Genomic DNA, 17,345 nt, shown 5'->3' with positions numbered 1-17,345 from the left:
CTTGGCTCCACCGGGGATGATCGACGCCGGGGTTCACGTTGGAATAGAAACCGTACTCACGCGGGTTGATGTTGTTCCATGTCGCCGCAGGCTGTTCGGCCACAAGGCTGATCTTGACGATCGACTTGATGGATTTGAATCCATACTTCCATGGCACCACCAACCGCAGCGGCGCGCCGGACTGCTTTGGCAGGGGCTCGCCATATAGGCCCGTCGCCATCATCGTCAGCGGGTGCATTGCCTCGTCTAGGCGCAGACCTTCGACATAGGGAAAGTCGATGACGCGGCTGCGCACGCCCGGCATATTCTCTGGCTGGACGACCGTTTCAAAAGCGACGTATTTCGCATCCCCCTGAACGCCGACCTTGGCAAGCAAGTCTGCCAATTCGAACCCCTGCCATGGCACGACCATCGACCACGCCTCGACACAGCGGAAACGATAGATCCGCTCTTCAATCGTCAGGCCTTCGGTCAGGTCGGCCAAGGAATAGTCGCCGGGATTATCGACCAAGCCATCAACCGTCACCGTCCAAGGGTCGATCACCATCGCTTCTGCATTGTTGGCCGGATCGCTCTTGCCGGTGCCGAATTCGTAGAAGTTATTATAGGTCGTGATCTCTTCCAGCGTGTTCGGCGTCATCGCGTCCTGCGCCTGCGCACCGCCAGCCATCGCGATCGCCCCAAGGCCAGCCGTTCCCGCAATCAGCTGCCGCCGATTCAAGAACAGCGACTTCGGTGTCACGTCGGCGGGGGTCATATCGTTTGTCCAGCGGTGGGCCATAGGTCTCTCCGATTCAAATGTCTCAAAGGATATACGCATAAAACTGTTGAAAGGTTTCTCACGTTGACGAGGGCGACCCGTAATCAAGGCATCAACCTTAGCCCAACGCCTCCACCTACGTTCACACATGCGTGAAACATCTGACACAATTAACAACCATAGAGCGAAACTATCCATCGACCAGTGACAGGACGCCGCAATTTTCGGTCTGGTCGGGGCGATTTCGCCACCCATATTCGAATCATGCGGCCAAGGATCGGCGCGCATCAACATACACCAAGGAGACGACCATTATGCTACGCCGTACGTTCATGACGACCGCCGCCCTGATCACACTGGGCACAGGCGCTTTCGCTGCCGCCCACTCCGCTGACAAGGATATTGTCGATACCGCCATCGAAGCCGGTAACTTTACCACCCTTGTCGCCGCCGTTGAAGCCGCCGGTTTGGTTGATACGCTGAAGGGCGAAGGCCCGTTCACCGTGTTCGCCCCCACAGATGAAGCCTTTGCCGCTCTGCCAGAAGGCACCGTCGAAGGTCTGCTGCAGGATCCCGAAGCGCTTGCCAAGATTCTGACCTACCACGTTGTCCCCGGTGCCGTGATGGCAGCTGACCTGACCGATGGCATGACCGCCGCCACCGTCGAAGGCCAGGACGTGACCTTTACCGTCGGCGACACCGTCATGGTGAACGACGCCACGGTCAGCACTGCAGACATTGCCGCGTCGAACGGCGTGATCCACGTGATCGACTCCGTCATCCTGCCACCGATGTAATCACTGATTACACCGCAACAAAAAGCCCCGGCAGATCGCTCTGCCGGGGCTTCGTTGTTTAGTGGACGACGGCGTCATCCGGTTTGGGCCTGTTGCTGCCCGACACCCGGTCACCAACGATCAAACCATCAACACCCGCGCTGACCGGGATCGTATCCCCGTCATGCACATCGCCTGCCAAGATCATCTCGGCCAGCTGATCCTGCAACGCCCGCTGGATCACCCGCTTCAGCGGCCGCGCGCCGAACACCGGGTCATACCCTTCGTCCGCCAGCCAGCCCAGCGCACCAGCGTCCAGATCAAGGTGGATATTCCGCCCCGCCAGCCGCTGTTCCAGCCGCTGCATCTGGATCGTGACGATCCCAGCCATGTCGCTCCGCGCCAGACGATCAAAGATAATCGTCTCGTCCAGACGGTTCAGGAACTCGGGCCGGAAGTGCGCCCGCACCGCGTCCATCACATCGCGCTTGGCCTCTGCCGGGTCAGCCCCATCCGGCATCAGGCTCAGCGCCTGCGCCCCAAGGTTCGACGTCAGGATGATCAGCGTCTGCTTGAAATCAACCGTCCGCCCCTGCCCGTCCGTCAGCACACCGTCGTCCAAAACCTGCAACAGCACGTTAAAGACATCAGGGTGCGCCTTTTCGACCTCATCGAACAGCACCACCTGATAAGGACGGCGCCGCACGGCTTCGGTCAGCACACCGCCCTCGTCATAACCAACATAGCCCGGAGGCGCGCCAATCAGACGGCTCACAGCGTGTTTCTCCATGAATTCACTCATGTCGATCCGCACCATCGCGTTGTCATCGTCGAACAGGTAGTTCGCCAGCGCCTTCGTCAGCTCTGTTTTACCGACACCTGTTGGCCCAAGGAACAAGAAGCTTCCCAAGGGGCGCCCCTCGTCATTCAAACCAGCACGCGCCCGGCGCACCGCATTGGCAACCGCCCGCACGGCCTGCTTTTGACCGATGACGCGCTTACCCAGCTCGTCTTCCATCCGCAGCAGCTTGTCCCGCTCGCCTTCCAGCATCTTGGACATCGGAATACCGGTCCAGCGCTCGACGACCTCGGCGATCTGTTCTGGCCGCACGGCTTCTTCGACCATCAGGTCTTCGTTGCCGTCGGACTCGCTCAGCTTACGCTCTAGTTCTGGGATCACACCATAAGACAGCTCTCCGGCCTTAGCCAAATTGCCCTCGCGCTTGGCGATCTCCAGCTCGGCCCGCGCACGGTCCAGCTTTTCCTTCAGCTCGCGACCCGACTCCAGCTTGTCCCGCTCGGCCTGCCATTTCGCCGTCATCTCTGACGCACGCTCCTGCAGGTTGGCCAGCTCTTCTTCCAGCTTGGCCAAGCGATCCTTCGACGCCTGATCGTCTTCTTTACGCAGCGCCTCCTGCTCGATCTGCTTCTGCATGATGTCGCGGTCCAGCGCATCCAGAGCTTCTGGCTTGCTGTCCACTTCCATCCGTAGACGGCTGGCGGCCTCGTCCATCAGGTCGATGGCCTTATCCGGCAAAAAGCGGTCGGTGATATAGCGGTGCGACAGGGTCGCCGCAGCGACCAGCGCCGAGTCCGAAATCCGCACACCGTGGTGCAGCTCGTACTTCTCTTTGATACCGCGCAGGATACTGATCGTGTCCTCGACGGTCGGCTCTTCGACCATGATCGGCTGGAACCGCCGCGCAAGCGCCGCGTCCTTTTCGACATATTTGCGGTACTCATCCAGCGTCGTCGCGCCCACGCAGTGCAGCTCGCCCCGCGCCAAGGCTGGCTTGATCAAGTTCGCAGCGTCCATCGCGCCATCCGCTTTGCCCGCGCCAACCAGCGTGTGCATCTCGTCGATGAACAAGATGACCTCGCCCGCCGCAGCCTCGATCTCTTTCAGGATCGACTTCAGCCGCTCCTCGAACTCGCCGCGATATTTCGCGCCGGCGATCAGGGCCCCCATATCCAGCGCCATAAGGCGCTTATTGCGCAGGCTCTCTGGCACGTCGCCATTGACGATCCGCAGGGCCAGACCTTCGGCAATCGCAGTTTTACCGACACCAGGCTCGCCAATCAGGACCGGGTTATTCTTGGTCCGGCGCGATAGCACCTGCATCGACCGGCGAATTTCTTCGTCCCGGCCAATAATCGGGTCAATCTTACCCTCGCGGGCCGCCTCGGTCAGATCGCGAGCGTATTTATTCAGCGCGTCATAGCCGTCCTCGGCGCTCGCGCTATCCGCCGTCCGCCCTTTGCGTACGTCATTAATCGCCGCATTCAACGTCATGGGCGTGACTTTACCCGCGTCCAGCGCATCCTTGGCTTTGGATTTCACCACAGCCAAAGCCGTCAAAATCCGTTCCACCGGGACAAAGCTGTCGCCCGCCTTGGTCGCCAGCTTTTCAGCCTCGTCCAAAACCTTGGCCGTCATGTTGTCCATATAGGTTTGGCCAGCGTCGCCCGTCACCTTGGCAATCCGCGCGACTGTCGCGTCGACATGTTCGCGCACGGCTTTTGCATCGCCGCCGCCGTGGCTGATCAGGTTCGCAGCAAGACCTTCGCTGTCGTCCATCAAGGCCTTCAGCAGGTGTTCCGGCAGCAAACGCTGGTGATTTTCGCGCATCGCGATGGTCTGTGCGGCCTGAATGAAACCGCGCGACCGTTCTGTAAATTTCTCTAGGTTCATGGTGTCTCTCCTCTAAAGCACCCGATGTCCTGAGGCGCCCGCTGTGCGGCACACCCCGTGTTCGGGCCTCATTATAAATGTGGGAGGCCGCGCGCCCTGTTGCAAGTATCCCACACCCAAAATCCGCACCCAAAACGCAAATGGCGCGCCCCCTGCGGGACGCGCCATCCATGTCGATCTTTTGCGATGCTTAGTTAGAAGCAGGCGCAGCTTCTTCTTCGACTGGTGCAGCTTCTTCAGCAGGCGCGGCTTCTTCAGCAGGTGCAGCTTCCTCAGCAGGTGCAGCTTCCGCAGCAGGCGCAGCTTCCTCAGCAGGTGTAGCTTCCTCAGCAGGCGCGGCTTCCGCAGCAGGCGCGGCTTCTTCAGCAGGTGCAGCTTCTTCAGCAGGTGCAGCTTCTTCAGCAGGCGCAGCTTCCGCAGCAGGTGCAGCTTCCTCAGCAGGCGCGGCTTCCTCAGCAGGCGCGGCGTCCTCAGCAGGCGCGGCTTCCTCAGCAGGCGCGGCTTCCTCAGCAGGCGCAGCTTCCGCAGCAGGTGCAGCTTCCTCAGCAGGCGCGGCTTCCTCAGCAGGCGCAGCTTCCTCAGCAGGCGCAGCTTCCTCAGCAGGTGCAGCTTCTTCAGCAGGTGCAGCTTCCTCAGCAGGCGCATCGGCTTCCGCCTCAACAACACCCTCGGCATGATCCTCAGCAGCGGCACCATGGGCCGCGACGGGGCCTGCGCCAACCGCCTCTCCGACTGTGGGGCGCGTCACGGCGATTGCCAGCGCGATAACCATCATGACGCCAGCACCAAGGCCGACCATCATCAAAAACGGGTTAGAGGCGAAACCGCCTGTCTTTTGTGCCACCGCAAAACTCCTTGTCATATGACGGGCCACGCCCTTTGGCCAAAGACCTAGGTCCATCGCCCGCCATGGTCAATCCACGCTGGGCGCATAGCGCACAAAGGCAAAGGATCGGCCGTCCGGTGCCCAGCACGGCACGTTGATCGATCCCTGCCCGCCAAATAGCGTCAAAACCGGCACACTTTCACCGCCACCTTGGGGCATAATCCTTAAGGTGACGTTCAAATCGCGCGGATGGTACAGCGTGCCAACTGGATAGGCCAAGTACAGCACATGACGCCCGTCGGGGCTGGGGTGCGGGAACCAATCGACCGTATCCGATGTCACCATCCGCTGCACGTCCGAGCCGTCGCGCCGCATCCGCCAAATCTGCGCCTGCCCGCTACGGTCGGAATTGAACCAAATCCATTCGCCGTCTGCACTATAATCCGGGCCATCATTATGCCCTTCATCCCCATGCACGCCAGTCAACTGAACCTCAACATCCTGCTGCACGCAAATCTCGTATCGCCCGCCGCGCCGCGCACAATAGGCGATCTCTGCCCCGTCCGGGCTGACGCCGTGCCAATAGGACGGCACATCGCGCACAATCTGTTCCGCCGCACCGCCCGCCACAGGAATGCGATACAGCGTCGACAGCTTATCCACATGGGAAGAGGCATAAATCCATGCGCCATCCGGGCTGAACCCGTGGTCATTATTACAGGCCTGCGCGATCCCGCTGTCGATCACTGCCACCTCGCCCCCGTCCAGCGGCACCCGCAACAGCCGCCCGTCGCGGTTCACCAGCAGCCAGCTATCAGGATGCCAATTCGGCGCCTCGATCAGATCATCGGTCTCCCACAGCACGCGGGTCCGTCCCCGCGCCAGATCATACACTTCCAGACTGCTGCGCATCCCGTCCCCCTGATTGCCCCTGCGGCCGCTTGCGACTAAACCACACTCAAATCGCGAAAGGAAAGCCCATGACCGCTGCCGATGACCGCCTGATTGTTGCCCTTGATGTGCCCAATGTCGTTGCGGGGATGGAGCTGGCCAATAAACTTGGCAGCGCCGTGTCCTTCTATAAGATCGGCCTTGGCATGCTGACCGGCGGTGGGCTCGCCCTCGCGAACGAGCTGAAGCACGAGCATGGCAAGCGTATTTTCCTTGACATGAAGCTGTTCGATATCGGTGCCACGGTAGAGGCGGCTGTGCGCGGCTTTACCCAGTTCGACATCGACTTTCTGACGGTCCACGGCGACCCGCATGTTGTGCGCGCCGCCAAAGCCGGTGCCGCTGGCAGCAACATGAAAATCCTCGCCGTCACGATCTTGACCTCCCTCGACCGGGCCGATCTAGATGCATCGCTGATCCGCGACGGCGCGATCCCCGATCTGGTCGTCGACCGTGCTGGCCGCGCCTTTGACGCCGGTGCCGACGGCATCATCGCCTCCCCGCAAGAGGCTGCCGCGATTCGCGCCCTGCCCGAAGCAAAAGGCCGCCTGATCGTCACCCCCGGCGTGCGCCCCGACGGTGCCGCGCTTGGCGATCAAAAACGCGTTGCCACACCGGCACTTGCCCTGCAGGACGGCGCTGACCACATCGTTGTTGGTCGCCCCATCTGGCAGGCCCAAGACCCCCGCGCTGCCGCCCTATCGATTCTGAAACAGATGGCCGCTGTTCGTCACGAAAACGGCATGTAAACCGTATTTTTGAGTTTTTCGGAACTATTTTGAATTTGTGTCGTTACTAACTCAATAGATCACACCACAGACGCGGCAAACACTGCCCGCTGATCGAGGAGTAAAGAGCATGACACAGATCAACCTTGGCGATGTCCGTTACAACGCAACCGCCGGTGCCTTTGAAGCCCGCGTCGATATCCAGCGCGCTGGCCGCACCTTCCGCTATCCCTGCATGGTGGCAGGCCCGCTGAACATGGACATGGACCGCGTTCGCACCGGTCTGGCCAAGCACGCCCTGCGCATGTCCGACAGCGGCGCATCGCTGATGTCGTCCATCTGATTTTAAGATTCCCGAAGGCCTGCTGCCGCAGTCTCTGCCTCTGTCCCGAGTTGATTGCATCATGGCGCGACCTTCGAACTGGCTCGGTGTTCCCTCGGACACCGAGCCATTTTTTTTGCCTGACGCGTCACCTGCCATCGCGCAGGAAAACACGGCGTGCGCTTAGTCGTTAATGTCGCGTTCCCAGATTTTCGGAGTCTGCCCCGGCAGGCCGAAAACTCTGCGCATCGCAAGGTAGGCCCCCAGCGACAGCGCCGCGAAGATCACCAGGATAAGCGGCATAGACGCGATCGGCACGATCAGCAAAAGCAGACCCACCAAGGCTGCACCAATGGCAAAGCCCAAAAAGATATAGCCCGGCACGATCACTTCTAGCGTTGCCAAACCAAGGGCGGCAGACAGCCAGACCCACCAGACAGAGGCCAACATCAGACCTTACCTTTCAACATGCGGAACGCGTTACCAAAGGCTTCGACCGCATCGGCAGGCAGGATAACCGTCTGTTGACCCGCCCCTTGGCTGATCTTCGCGATCGCCTCGACCTGTTTCAGCGCGACTTGGTACTGCGCGGCCTCCAGCCCGTTTTCCGCGATGGCGACAGCGACGACTTGGGTCGCATAGGCCTCTGCATCCGCCAGCACGCGGCGCGCTTTGGCTTCTTGCTCTGCGGAATACAGGTCCGCGTCAGCCTGCAATTCGACCGCGCGCTTCTTACCCTCGGCCTCTGTCACTTGGGCACGGCGGGCGCGTTCGGCATTCAACTGCTGCAACATCGCGGCGCGGGTGGCGGCGTCTAGGTTGACGTCTAGGATCTCGGCCCGCGTAACCTCGATCCCCCAATCGTCGACCTGCTGCGCCAACTGCTCGCGCACGGCGGCAATGACGCTGCTCCGGTTCGATTGAACCTGATCCAGCTCCATCCGGCCAACCTCTGACCGGACGATCCCGGCCACGGTGGTGGCGATGGCACCATCCACGTCGCGGATACGATAGACAGTCTTTTCAGGCTCTATAATGCGGTAAAACACGCTGGTTTCGACCTGCACCAACACGTTGTCAGATGTAATGGCATCCTGTTTCATCGTCGGCAGTTGGCGTTCCAGAATGCTGACCTTGTGCCGGACCTGATCCAGAAACGGCACGATGAAGTTGATGCCCGGCCCAAGCACGGCGCGCAGACGGCCCAACCGTTCAACGACATACTTTTCGGACTGCGGCACGATGCGCACGCCAGCAAAGACGCAAACGATGATGAACAGTGCCAGCAACAGCAGCACAAGGTTCTGTCCCAGAAAATCAGTCAATTGCGCTTGAGGGTCCATCCGCATCACTCCCATAGTGTTGCGGAACAGCTAAGATGCGCGCGCCGTGGTTGCAACGCAAACCAACCGACAGAACCCAAGGTCTGTTACGGCGTTGCCCTGCGACCACCACATCAATGCAATGCTAACCCCTTGTCAGGAAAAACGATTCTTTTACATAATATGTATCGCATGCGAAACATTTAGTTTTTGAAATGTATTTCCGCTGTGTGTGCCTGTTTCGATCATTTACCGATAGCGCTGCCCGCAGGGCTAGGTGCCAAGGGTCACAACCTCTCCGCCTGCGGCCTCTGCATCTTGGGCATCATGGGTGACCATCAGGACGGGCAGGGCGCGACTGCGGGCGCGGGCAAAAACCAGATCGCGCACCTGCGCCCGCAGCGCCGTGTCAAGCCGGCCAAAGGCTTCGTCCAGCAGCAAGGCGCAAGGCTCTGCCAGTAGCATCCGCATCAACGCAACCCGCGCTTTTTGCCCGCCAGAAAGCGTCGCAGGATCACGGTTCGCAAAGCCTGCCAGATCAACTTCGGCCAAGGCATCCTCGATCCGGTTCTGCCGCGCGGCACGGGTGCCGCCGGGGCGCAGGCCAAAGGCAAGGTTCGCACCGACAGACAAATGCGGGAACAGCAGATCGTCCTGAAACAAGATGCCGACCATCCGGCGCTGCGGGGCGGCGTCGGTGATGTCGCGTCCGTCCAGATGCACCCGTCCGGTAAAGCTGAAGGCCCGCGGCAAGGTACCTGTGACCACAGACAGCAGTGTCGATTTGCCGATGCCCGACGGGCCCATCACGCTTAGCACCTCGCCGGGCGCGATGTGATGGTCCAGCGCCACCAACGGCTTGCCGTCTTTGAAAACGGCGATGCGGTCTAGGGTCAGGCCCTTATCCATGGCTTAGTCCTTTTCGGTTACGCCAGACCAACGCGGGGATGATCAGGGCCAGCGCGAATGGCACAAGCGCCGCACCGGTTTGCATCAGGCCCCAAACAGCTATCGCCCGCCGGTCCCCGCCAGATGTGAGGGCGACAGCCTCGGTCGTCAGGGTCGCGACACGGCCGCCGCCGATCAGCAGGGTCGGCAGGTATTGCCCAACGCTGACCGACAATCCGACGGCAACCGCTGTCAGAACTGGCCGCAGCAACATCGGCAAGCGCACCCGCCAAAGGATGCCGTCGGGACTAGCCCCAAGGGCGGCAGCGACGCTGGCGTTGCGGGAATCCCAAGCGCGAAACGGATCGGCGAGGGACAGAAACACATAGGGAAGTACGAAAACCAAGTGCGCCAGCATGACAGGGGCGCGTCCGATATCGGCCCCCACATTCAGCAGCAGCGATTGCAGGCCCGGCAGGAATGCAGTCTGCGGGATCAGCAGTGGCAAATACAGCAGCAATAAACCGCGCTGCGTCAGGTTACGGCGCTGGCGATACTCGGCCTCTAGGCAGCCGATGGTCAGGATCAGCGCCAGCAGGGTAACGCTGCCAGCGATCAAAGCGGTCTCGCCCAGCGCGTCCAGCACGCCAGTCGACTGGCGCATCCAAGTCTTGAGAGAGAAGGCATCAGGCAGCGCGTTTGGAAAGCTCCAGAAACCGGAAAACGACCAGACGGCCAGCACGACAAGACCCAACAAGATCGACAGCGCCGCAATGGACGCAGCCGACAACGCGGCGATGCGCAGGGGCGCGTCGGATGCACCGCGATGGCCGCTGGTAATCCAACGCAGGCCAAGGGCGGCGACGATGATTTCGCCAAGACGCCAGAACAGCAACGCACCCACGACCAGCGCCAGTTGCAAAAGCGCGGCAGAGCTGGCGAGCAGGCGGGCGGTAAAGTCAGGCTCGCCCATCCAGCGGACGATCTGCACGGACAGCGGCGGCGGGGTGTTAGGGCCAAGGATCAGGGCGACGTCAACGACGCTCATCCCGTAGGCCAGCACAACGTAAACCGGCAGGCGGATTTGGGCATAGACCCTTGGGAAAACGGTCTTGAGCCAACCTGTCGTGCGACCATAGCCAAGGGCCGATGCAATCGCGCGGGCGCGGGCGGCGTCGGTTTGACCCAGCGCGGCAAGGGTCATCAGCAGCAGGAATGGCATTTCCTTAACCACCATCCCCAGCATCAGGGTCAGGCCAAGCGGGTCTTGCACGATGAGCCAGTCAGGCGGATTGGTCCATCCAGTGATGCCGGGCGACAACAGCCGGGCAATCCACCCCGACGGCGCGATCAGAAACGCGAGGCCAAAGGCCGCAGCGGCGTGCGGCACGCTCAGCAGCGGGGACAGCAGGCGTTCCAATGCGCGAAAGGCGCGGGTACCGGACAAGCCCGCGACCAGTAGCATGACAAGCGCAAGCGCGATCACCGTCGTGCCGATCCCCGTCGTCAGGGACAGCATCACGCTGCGCGGCAGGCCCGGCCAATCAAGCAGTGCGCGAAAGGCGTCTAGGTTCGGCCCCACCAGTCCGGCGGCAGGCAGGTGACCAAAGGCGGGCAGCACTGTGCCGTAAAGTCCCGCCAGCACAGGGCCAAGCATCACAAGCAGCGTCAGCGCGGGTACAACGGGAAGGACGCGGTTCTTCATACGCTGATCCTGCCCGGCGCGGATAAAGGCAAAAGCGCCCTCCGGTTTACGGGAGGGCGCTGAGGGCTGAAAGATGGTAGCCGCTTGGACAAGTTTACTGCGCCACGCCGTAGCGGGCTGTCCAATCGTCGCTGATGCGGGTCATCCAGCTTGGGTGCGGCTCTGCCTGAACGGTGCCAAGCTCCTCTGGCGAGAGGGTGGCGATACCCAGGTCGAGGGCATCGAACAGCGCCTTTTGGTCTGCGTCCAGTTTATCCATGGCCAGCACGGTGCCGTAACCAAGGATGTTCGGGTCCTGCGCGCGCGCCTGCGCTTCTGGCGAAAGCAAAGCGTTGGCGACGACCATCGCGCCCTCGAAGCTGCCAGAGTTGTAGGGGATCGCGACGAAGGACGCGTTGCCAATGGTGCCCTTGTCCAGCACGAAGGTGCGCACGGTGTCGGGCAGTTCGTCATTGGCGATCGCTGCGGTGGCTGCGCCCGGGCTGAAGGAAATCGACAAGTCGATTTCACGATCCGCAATCAGCGGGAACATGGCGGTGCCGGTCGCAGGATAGGCGCGGCCCTGACGCCACAAGGTTGGGGTCAGCGCGTCAAGGTAGGCCCAAAGCGGTGCTGTCACCTGCTGGTAATTGTCGTCCGTCGCGGGCTGTTGCAGCACGCTGGCATCAACCAGCGTATCGACCAGCACCTGCTTCAGAAACGTCGTGCCAAGGAAGTCTGGCGGCTGCGGATAGGTAAAGCGACCGGGGTTTGCGGTGGACCAATCAAGGATCGCCTGCATCGAGCCCATCGGCTCCAGCACCTCGCTGTTATAGTCGAACACGACCTGCGCCATGGCCCAAGGGGATTCAAAGCCTTCGACGGGGACGGTGAAATCGGTCTGCACGGTTTTGCCGTCGACATCGACGTATTGCCAGTTTGGCAGTTGCTCTGCGAAGGGGCCGAACAGCAGGCCTGCGTCCTTCATTGCGGCAAAGTTCGCGCCGTTAATCCAGATCATATCGATCGCGCCGTCCGTATCGGTACCTGCCTGCTTTTCGGCCAGCACGCGTGTCACGGCGTCGGCGGTGTCGGTCAGTTTGACGTGTTCCAGCGTCACGCCGTATTCGTCCTGCACCTTTGCGCCGATCCAAGCGATGAAATCATTGGTCGTCGTCGACCCGCCCCAAGCGTTCCAATAGACAGTCTGCCCCTTGGCGGCGGCGGTGACCGCATCCCAATCGGCGGGGTCGGTTTGCGCGTGGGCCGCAAGTGGCAAGGCCATGGCGGCCAGAAGGGCGAGAGATTTCATGTCGGTCCTTTCAAAGAGGGATCAAGTGAAGAGCTTGGACGCGCCGTAGATACGCAAGGCGGCTGTCACAAGACATAACGCGCCAAAGACCCAAGACAGCGGGGCAAAGGCAGCAGGAAACAGGCAAAGCAAGACGAAGAAGACAATCGTCTCGGTCCCTTCGAGCAGGCCGTTGGAGTAGTAGAGCGATTTGATGCCCTGCGCCTGCGTCGTGATCCCGCGCTTTTCCGCAAGGATGGCATAGCCTAGGAAACTGGTGCCATTGATGTAGAAGGACGCGAGCAGAAAAGCACCGGCGAGGCCGTTGGCATCATTCAGGAACACAAAAGAGAGCGGAATAGCGGCGTAAAAAGCAAAATCGCACGCGATATCAAGGTAACCGCCGAAATCGGTGTTCTGGGTTGCGCGGGCGACGGCGCCGTCCAGACCGTCAGCAAGGCGGCTAGCGAGCAGCGGGATCAGCGCCAGCAGCGGTGCGCCAAAGGCGATCATCGCGGCGGCCATCAGGCCCAGCGCAAACCCCAGCAGCGTCACGGTGTTCGCCGTCCAACCACGCGCTGCCAGAGCGCGGCCCAGCCGGTTCAGCGGCGGGTCGATCAGCTGGCGGGCAGTGCGGTCGAGCATATCAGCAGCCTTGTACGGGTTGATCTGTTTTGACGCAGCCGCCTGGGCCTTGCAATCCGCCTGACAGCAACGTGACGCAGTGAAATGGTGTTAATCGTGCAGGGCGCGGCTGTCGGTGGGGGCCTCTGCGCGGTCGGTCATGCTGTAGTCGCGCATGACGCCGCACACGCGGATGCGGTAATCGGCGAACATCTCTGTCCGGCCAGCGGATTGGGCACCGCGGTGGGCCGTGAGTTTGCGCCACTCTTCCAATGCGGCCTCGTCCCGGAAGAAGCTGATGGAGAGAAGTTTGTCCGGGTTTGTGATGGACTGGAAACGCTCGACGGACAGGAAACCATCGATCTGCTCGACCAGCGGGCGCATTTTGGCGGCCATGGCGAGGTAGGCGTCGCGCTTGTCTGCGTGGGGCAGGACTTCGAAGATGACAGCGATCATGGCAGGCCTTTGGGTTTGGGCATTGGCGGTCATGCTAGCGGGAAAGGGTAGAGGGGGGCCAGCCCCCCGGCGCGCTGCGCCGCCCCCCGAGGTATTTTTGACCAGAAGAAGGTCTTAGGCGGAAAGGTGAAGGGGGCCAGCCCCCGCCCCTGCGGGATATTTGGGACGAGAAGAAGCTATGACCGGGCGATCCGGGGGCGGCCGCGGGCGGTGACGCGTAGGTCCGCGCCAAAGAACATCTCTTGCCCCTCTATCAAGGCGGCGTTGATGTCGCGGGTGATGGTGATTTGTGGATCGGTGACGCCGGCCTGTGCTGCGCGGGCGGTCGCGGTGGCGGTCAGGCTGGATTCGAGGGCGCCAAGGGCGGCGGCTGAGGTCGGGAAGGTTTGCGGGGCCTCATCGGTGTGGACGGTGAAGCGGCCCGCGCCGGGGGCGGTGATGGTGCCGCTGGCTTGCATGACGACCTGGCCGACGACGGCGCCGATGGCGTTGGCGACATCGGCGTGGTCTGGCACAATCATCTGCGTCCCAAGGCGATCGCCCACCGCGCCGTAGTAGCTGGCGGCAGAAGCGCCGAGGCCGATGACGGGCACGCCAAGAGACAGTTGCGTCTTGATCAGCCCTTTGTGCCGGTCGAGGCCCGCCATCGTCAGCGGGTGAGCGGCAAGGCGTTCTGGCGTGACCTCGCCCCAGTCGCGGGTGTCGTCGGCGAAGGCGGCTTGCAGCAGGCAATCAGCGGTTTGCGTTGTGACTTGGGCGATGATGGTCTGGGCGAGGCTGGTGGCATCGGTGGCGATGCGCTGGCCGTCGCCGCGCCGGGTGCGGGTGAAGAGGGTGAGCGCTTTGGTCGCCGCACCTGCGTCCCATTGATCGGTCAGGCCAAGGACATGGGCCGCGTCGGACGGGGTGACGCCAGCGATCATGGCAAGGCCGCGCGTGACGAGGCGCATGAGCGCGGGTTGGTCGAGGCGCGTTGTGACCACATCGCCCATGCGCGCAGGCCCAGCGGCGAGGCGTTCGGCGACGATGGCTTCGCGCTTGTCCAGATTGCCCGGCAGGTGGTGCCAGAGCGGCACGGCGAATTGACCGCCATCCAGCGGTGGGCCGTCTTGGGCAAGGGCGCGGTCAAGCACGGGGTGCACCAGATCGGGGTGTGTCTGCGCCAGCAAAGAGATCGGCATCAAGCGGCGCGGGCCGAGGTGCAGGGCACCGTCCAAACCGGGCACAACGCTGACGGCGCTGTCGCCGCCAAGGCCCCATGTGCGCATGGCCACAGCCTCTACCATTGTGCGAAAGCCGCCGACCATTGCGCCCTGCGGGTCAATGCGGGGGGCTCCGTTTTGTAATTGGCAGATGTCCGTCGTGGTGCCGCCGATGTCAGAGATCAGCGCATCGCGCTGCTGTGTCAGCCAAGCGGCCCCTGCGACAGAGGCGGCGGGGCCGGAGAGGATCGTCTCGATCGGGCGGGTGCGGGCCATGTCGGCGGGAATCAGGGCGCCATCGCCGCGCACGACCATCAGGCGGGCGGTCACACCGATGGCGGTCAGGTGCGCTTCGACGGCGGTAATCAGCCCCGCGATCATGCCGATGAGGCGGGCGTTGAGCACGGCGGTGAGGGCGCGCTTCGGCCCGCCCAGCGCGGCAGAGAGTTCGTGCGAGCAGGTGACCGGCAGGCCAGTGGCGGTGCGGATCAGATCGGCGGCGGCAATTTCATGGGCCGGATTGCGGGTGGCAAAGCTGGCGGCGACGGCGAATCCGGTGACGGGCGGCAGGTCCTGCAGGGCGGTGCGCAGGGCGTCTGTGTCGAAAGGCGCGGCTTCGGTCCCGGCGTGGGTATGGCCGCCGGGCAGGGCGATCACGGGGTCGCCGCGCAGGGCGTCTTGCAGGCCAGCGCGGGTTAGTTCCTGCGCGTCAAAGCCGATGAAAATCAGGGCGATACGGCCCCCCTGCCCTTCGACCAGCGCATTGGTGGCGAGGGTGGTCGAGAGGGAGACGACGTCAATGTCAGTGGCCGCGATACCCGCCATGGCGATGGCGGCGTCGATGGCACCAGCGACGCCGATCGCCAGATCGGGACGGCTGGTCAGCGCCTTGGCTTTCGCCAGCACGAGGGTCGCATCGCCGTCCAGCACGGCGGCGTCGGTATAGGTGCCGCCGGTATCGACGCCGAGTAGATAGCCCATGGCCTGCCCCTTTTACTTGCGGCTTGGGTGTAGCGCCCCGGCAGGCTGGCCTTCTAGCCCCAATCGCACACGGGCCGCATCAACTTGGCAGACCGGCAAGCGCGGGGTCGCTGGCCGGAGCGCCCGCGCGCCACAGCGCAAGGCGATCTTGCAATGCGCCTGCGACGTCGGGCCATTGCAGGACCGTGTCGACGCAGGCCATGCGCCAGAACTGGCCTTCGTCGCCGAATATGACATCGTTTTGCGCCGAAGCGGGCAAGCGGGCAACGAAATACCAGATGATCAGGCCGTCAGAGGCGCGGCGTTCGCGGCGTTGCCAGATGACGGCCGCCGGGGGCAGGATCAGGCCGACCTCTTCCTGCGTCTCTCTTGCGACGGTTTGAAACGGGGTCTCTCCGGGGTCGCGGCCGCCGCCGGGGAAATCCCACATGTCGGGATAGGGAATGTCTGGTTTTTTATCGCGGCGGATGACGATCAACTGATCACCCAGAAACAGCGCGACCTTGGCCCCGTCAAAGTCGTCGCTGCTTTGTGCATCAACCGGCGTTGTGACCATCGCCCGCACCCCTTATTCTAACTGTATGCCAAGTCTTTGCCGCGATTGCCTGACGACCTTTGACACCGCACGGCGGTGTCCGGCTTGCCGCAGCCCGCGTGTGACGTCGCACCCAGAGCTGTTCGACCTGACAATCGCCCACATGGACTGCGACGCATTCTACGCCAGCGTCGAGAAGCGCGACAACCCGGCGCTTGCCGATAAGCCTGTCATTATCGGCGGCGGGCGGCGCGGCGTGGTGTCGACGGCGTGTTACGTGGCGCGGATCAGGGGCGTGAAATCGGCCATGCCGATGTTTCAGGCGCTGAAGCTGTGCCCTGATGCGGTGATCGTGAAGCCGCGGTTCGAGGCCTATGTTGAAGCCAGCCGCGCGATCCGCGTGCTGATGGATGAGCTGACACCGGTGGTGGAGCCGCTGAGCCTGGATGAGGCGTTTTTGGACATGACGGGCACCGCCCGCCTGCACGGTGCGCCGCCTGCGGTGATGCTGGCGCGGCTGGTCAAGCGGATGAAGGACGAGCTGGGGCTGACCGGGTCTATCGGACTGAGCCACAACAAGTTTCTGGCCAAGGTTGCGTCTGATCTGGATAAACCGCGCGGGTTTTCCCTGATCGGCGCGGCGGAGACGACAGAATTTCTGCGGCCCAAGTCGGTGCGGCTGATCTGGGGGATTGGCGCAGTGGGGCAGGAAAGTCTGGCCAGCGCTGGGATTCGCACGTTTGATGATCTGCTGCGCTGGGACCGGCGCGATCTGAATGACCGCTTTGGCGGCATGGGGGATCGGTTGTGGCAGCTTGCCCGCGGCGAAGACGGGCGGCGGATCAGTGCCCATACGCCCGTGCGCGGGCTGTCGAATGAGACGACGTTTCACGAGGATACAAAGGATGTCGACATCCTTGACGGGCATATCTGGCGCATGGCGGAAAAGGTCAGTTCCCGCGCCAAGGCCAAGGATATCGCCGGGCGTGTGGTGACGCTGAAGCTAAAGCGCAGCGATCACGGGTTGATCACCCGGCGGCAGTCGCTGCGGCATCCGACGCAGATTGCCGACACGATATACCGCACGGCGCGCGGTCTGTTTGACGCCGCAGCCCCGCATCCAACCTATCGTTTGCTGGGTGTCGGGTTGTCCGAGCTGACGCCGGGAACCGAGGCGGATTTGACCGCCGATCTGCTGGACCCCGGCGCCGACAAGCGCATCCGCGCAGAGCGGGCGGCAGATGCGATCCGGGGACGCTTTGGCGACGCGGCCATTATCAAAGGCCGCGCCTTGCGGTAGGGGCTGA

Annotated in this window: 17 protein-coding genes (1 of these 17 running past the window's edge); 4 read left to right on the top strand and 13 right to left on the bottom strand. The window is 62.5% G+C overall.

Annotated elements, in window-relative coordinates; translation table 11 throughout:
* Positions 1 to 781: the 5' portion of a protein-methionine-sulfoxide reductase catalytic subunit MsrP gene (gene msrP / locus KBW81_RS00375; RefSeq protein WP_254247972.1), read on the bottom strand. The gene continues 119 nt to the left of window position 1, outside the view; 781 of the gene's 900 nt are visible here — the first part of the coding sequence; the start codon lies at positions 779 to 781; the stop codon falls past the left edge of the window.
* Between the two features lie 293 nt (positions 782 to 1,074).
* On the opposite strand from msrP, the gene KBW81_RS00370 reads away from it, so the two are divergent.
* Positions 1,075 to 1,557 carry a fasciclin domain-containing protein gene (locus KBW81_RS00370; protein WP_090192132.1) on the top strand — a complete coding sequence of 161 codons (483 nt, stop codon included), beginning with the start codon at positions 1,075 to 1,077 and terminating at the stop codon, positions 1,555 to 1,557.
* A gap of 58 nt (positions 1,558 to 1,615) precedes the next feature.
* On the opposite strand, the gene clpB is transcribed toward KBW81_RS00370, so the two are convergent.
* The 3 genes from clpB to KBW81_RS00355 all read right to left on the bottom strand — a co-directional run bounded on the left by clpB (position 1,616) and on the right by KBW81_RS00355 (position 5,966).
* Positions 1,616 to 4,228: an ATP-dependent chaperone ClpB gene (gene clpB / locus KBW81_RS00365; RefSeq protein ID WP_254247971.1), complete on the bottom strand. Its 2,613-nt coding sequence runs from the start codon at positions 4,226 to 4,228 to the stop codon at positions 1,616 to 1,618.
* Positions 4,229 to 4,418: 190 nt separating this feature from the next.
* The gene (locus KBW81_RS00360; protein WP_254247970.1) at positions 4,419 to 5,072 is read right to left on the bottom strand and encodes a hypothetical protein; all 654 of its coding nucleotides are present in this window, start codon (positions 5,070 to 5,072) and stop codon (positions 4,419 to 4,421) included.
* 69 nt (positions 5,073 to 5,141) lie between these two features.
* Positions 5,142 to 5,966 (bottom strand): TolB family protein, encoded by an 825-nt coding sequence (locus KBW81_RS00355; RefSeq protein ID WP_254247969.1) that lies wholly within the window; start codon positions 5,964 to 5,966, stop codon positions 5,142 to 5,144.
* Positions 5,967 to 6,034: 68 nt separating this feature from the next.
* On the opposite strand from KBW81_RS00355, the gene pyrF reads away from it, so the two are divergent.
* Both pyrF and KBW81_RS00345 read left to right on the top strand, forming a co-directional pair.
* Complete coding sequence (pyrF, locus tag KBW81_RS00350) at positions 6,035 to 6,754, top strand: orotidine-5'-phosphate decarboxylase (RefSeq protein WP_254247968.1); 720 nt, start codon at positions 6,035 to 6,037, stop codon at positions 6,752 to 6,754.
* Positions 6,755 to 6,863: 109 nt separating this feature from the next.
* Positions 6,864 to 7,076, top strand: coding sequence for an orotidine 5'-phosphate decarboxylase (locus tag KBW81_RS00345; protein ID WP_090190119.1), 213 nt, complete (start codon positions 6,864 to 6,866; stop codon positions 7,074 to 7,076).
* Between the two features lie 162 nt (positions 7,077 to 7,238).
* Here the strand turns inward: KBW81_RS00345 and KBW81_RS00340 are convergent, their stop codons facing one another.
* The 9 genes from KBW81_RS00340 to KBW81_RS00300 all read right to left on the bottom strand — a co-directional run bounded on the left by KBW81_RS00340 (position 7,239) and on the right by KBW81_RS00300 (position 16,059).
* Positions 7,239 to 7,505: an NfeD family protein gene (locus KBW81_RS00340; RefSeq protein WP_090190120.1), complete on the bottom strand. Its 267-nt coding sequence runs from the start codon at positions 7,503 to 7,505 to the stop codon at positions 7,239 to 7,241.
* The gene (locus KBW81_RS00335) at positions 7,505 to 8,398 is read right to left on the bottom strand and encodes an SPFH domain-containing protein (protein ID WP_090190268.1); all 894 of its coding nucleotides are present in this window, start codon (positions 8,396 to 8,398) and stop codon (positions 7,505 to 7,507) included. Before KBW81_RS00335 ends, KBW81_RS00340 begins: the two co-directional genes overlap by 1 nt.
* Positions 8,399 to 8,650: 252 nt before the next feature.
* A complete protein-coding gene (locus tag KBW81_RS00330) occupies positions 8,651 to 9,286 on the bottom strand; it encodes an ATP-binding cassette domain-containing protein (protein WP_254247967.1) in 636 nt (211 codons plus the stop codon).
* The gene (locus KBW81_RS00325) at positions 9,279 to 10,970 is read right to left on the bottom strand and encodes an ABC transporter permease (protein WP_254247966.1); all 1,692 of its coding nucleotides are present in this window, start codon (positions 10,968 to 10,970) and stop codon (positions 9,279 to 9,281) included. The genes KBW81_RS00330 and KBW81_RS00325 overlap by 8 nt, the downstream gene beginning before the upstream one ends.
* Positions 10,971 to 11,064: 94 nt before the next feature.
* A complete protein-coding gene (locus tag KBW81_RS00320) occupies positions 11,065 to 12,261 on the bottom strand; it encodes an ABC transporter substrate-binding protein (protein ID WP_254247965.1) in 1,197 nt (398 codons plus the stop codon).
* 21 nt (positions 12,262 to 12,282) lie between these two features.
* Positions 12,283 to 12,885 carry a CDP-alcohol phosphatidyltransferase family protein gene (locus tag KBW81_RS00315; protein WP_254247964.1) on the bottom strand — a complete coding sequence of 201 codons (603 nt, stop codon included), beginning with the start codon at positions 12,883 to 12,885 and terminating at the stop codon, positions 12,283 to 12,285.
* A gap of 90 nt (positions 12,886 to 12,975) precedes the next feature.
* Positions 12,976 to 13,320, bottom strand: a complete 345-nt coding sequence (locus KBW81_RS00310; protein WP_090190130.1) for an antibiotic biosynthesis monooxygenase family protein — start codon at positions 13,318 to 13,320, stop codon at positions 12,976 to 12,978.
* Positions 13,321 to 13,496: 176 nt separating this feature from the next.
* Entirely contained in the window at positions 13,497 to 15,503 is a 2,007-nt protein-coding gene (locus KBW81_RS00305; protein WP_254247963.1) for a hydantoinase/oxoprolinase family protein, read from the bottom strand.
* A 79-nt stretch (positions 15,504 to 15,582) separates the two neighbouring features.
* A complete protein-coding gene (locus tag KBW81_RS00300; protein WP_254247962.1) occupies positions 15,583 to 16,059 on the bottom strand; it encodes an NUDIX domain-containing protein in 477 nt (158 codons plus the stop codon).
* A gap of 25 nt (positions 16,060 to 16,084) precedes the next feature.
* Between KBW81_RS00300 and KBW81_RS00295 the strand changes: the two genes are divergently transcribed.
* Positions 16,085 to 17,338, top strand: coding sequence for a DNA polymerase IV (locus KBW81_RS00295; RefSeq protein WP_090190136.1), 1,254 nt, complete (start codon positions 16,085 to 16,087; stop codon positions 17,336 to 17,338).
* Positions 17,339 to 17,345: the final 7 nt, after the last annotated feature.

This window comes from Loktanella salsilacus, from assembly GCF_024206795.1.
Taxonomy (GTDB): domain Bacteria; phylum Pseudomonadota; class Alphaproteobacteria; order Rhodobacterales; family Rhodobacteraceae; genus Loktanella; species Loktanella salsilacus.
This window is presented reverse-complemented; position numbering and strand designations above follow the sequence as displayed.

Bases quoted from the DNA above. Each gene is read 5' to 3' on its own strand.
- KBW81_RS00310 (WP_090190130.1), bottom strand. From the start codon at position 13,320: ATGATCGCTGTCATCTTCGAAGTCCTGCCCCACGCAGACAAGCGCGAC.
- KBW81_RS00325 (WP_254247966.1), bottom strand. From the start codon at position 10,970: ATGAAGAACCGCGTCCTTCCCGTTGTACCCGCGCTGACGCTGCTTGTG.
- KBW81_RS00355 (WP_254247969.1), bottom strand. From the start codon at position 5,966: ATGCGCAGCAGTCTGGAAGTGTATGATCTGGCGCGGGGACGGACCCGC.
- KBW81_RS00345 (WP_090190119.1), top strand. From the start codon at position 6,864: ATGACACAGATCAACCTTGGCGATGTCCGTTACAACGCAACCGCCGGT.
- KBW81_RS00295 (WP_090190136.1), top strand. From the start codon at position 16,085: ATGCCAAGTCTTTGCCGCGATTGCCTGACGACCTTTGACACCGCACGG.
- KBW81_RS00305 (WP_254247963.1), bottom strand. From the start codon at position 15,503: ATGGGCTATCTACTCGGCGTCGATACCGGCGGCACCTATACCGACGCC.
- KBW81_RS00315 (WP_254247964.1), bottom strand. From the start codon at position 12,885: ATGCTCGACCGCACTGCCCGCCAGCTGATCGACCCGCCGCTGAACCGG.
- KBW81_RS00300 (WP_254247962.1), bottom strand. From the start codon at position 16,059: ATGGTCACAACGCCGGTTGATGCACAAAGCAGCGACGACTTTGACGGG.
- pyrF (WP_254247968.1), top strand. From the start codon at position 6,035: ATGACCGCTGCCGATGACCGCCTGATTGTTGCCCTTGATGTGCCCAAT.
- KBW81_RS00330 (WP_254247967.1), bottom strand. From the start codon at position 9,286: ATGGATAAGGGCCTGACCCTAGACCGCATCGCCGTTTTCAAAGACGGC.
- KBW81_RS00335 (WP_090190268.1), bottom strand. From the start codon at position 8,398: ATGGACCCTCAAGCGCAATTGACTGATTTTCTGGGACAGAACCTTGTG.
- clpB (WP_254247971.1), bottom strand. From the start codon at position 4,228: ATGAACCTAGAGAAATTTACAGAACGGTCGCGCGGTTTCATTCAGGCC.
- KBW81_RS00320 (WP_254247965.1), bottom strand. From the start codon at position 12,261: ATGAAATCTCTCGCCCTTCTGGCCGCCATGGCCTTGCCACTTGCGGCC.
- KBW81_RS00340 (WP_090190120.1), bottom strand. From the start codon at position 7,505: ATGTTGGCCTCTGTCTGGTGGGTCTGGCTGTCTGCCGCCCTTGGTTTG.
- KBW81_RS00370 (WP_090192132.1), top strand. From the start codon at position 1,075: ATGCTACGCCGTACGTTCATGACGACCGCCGCCCTGATCACACTGGGC.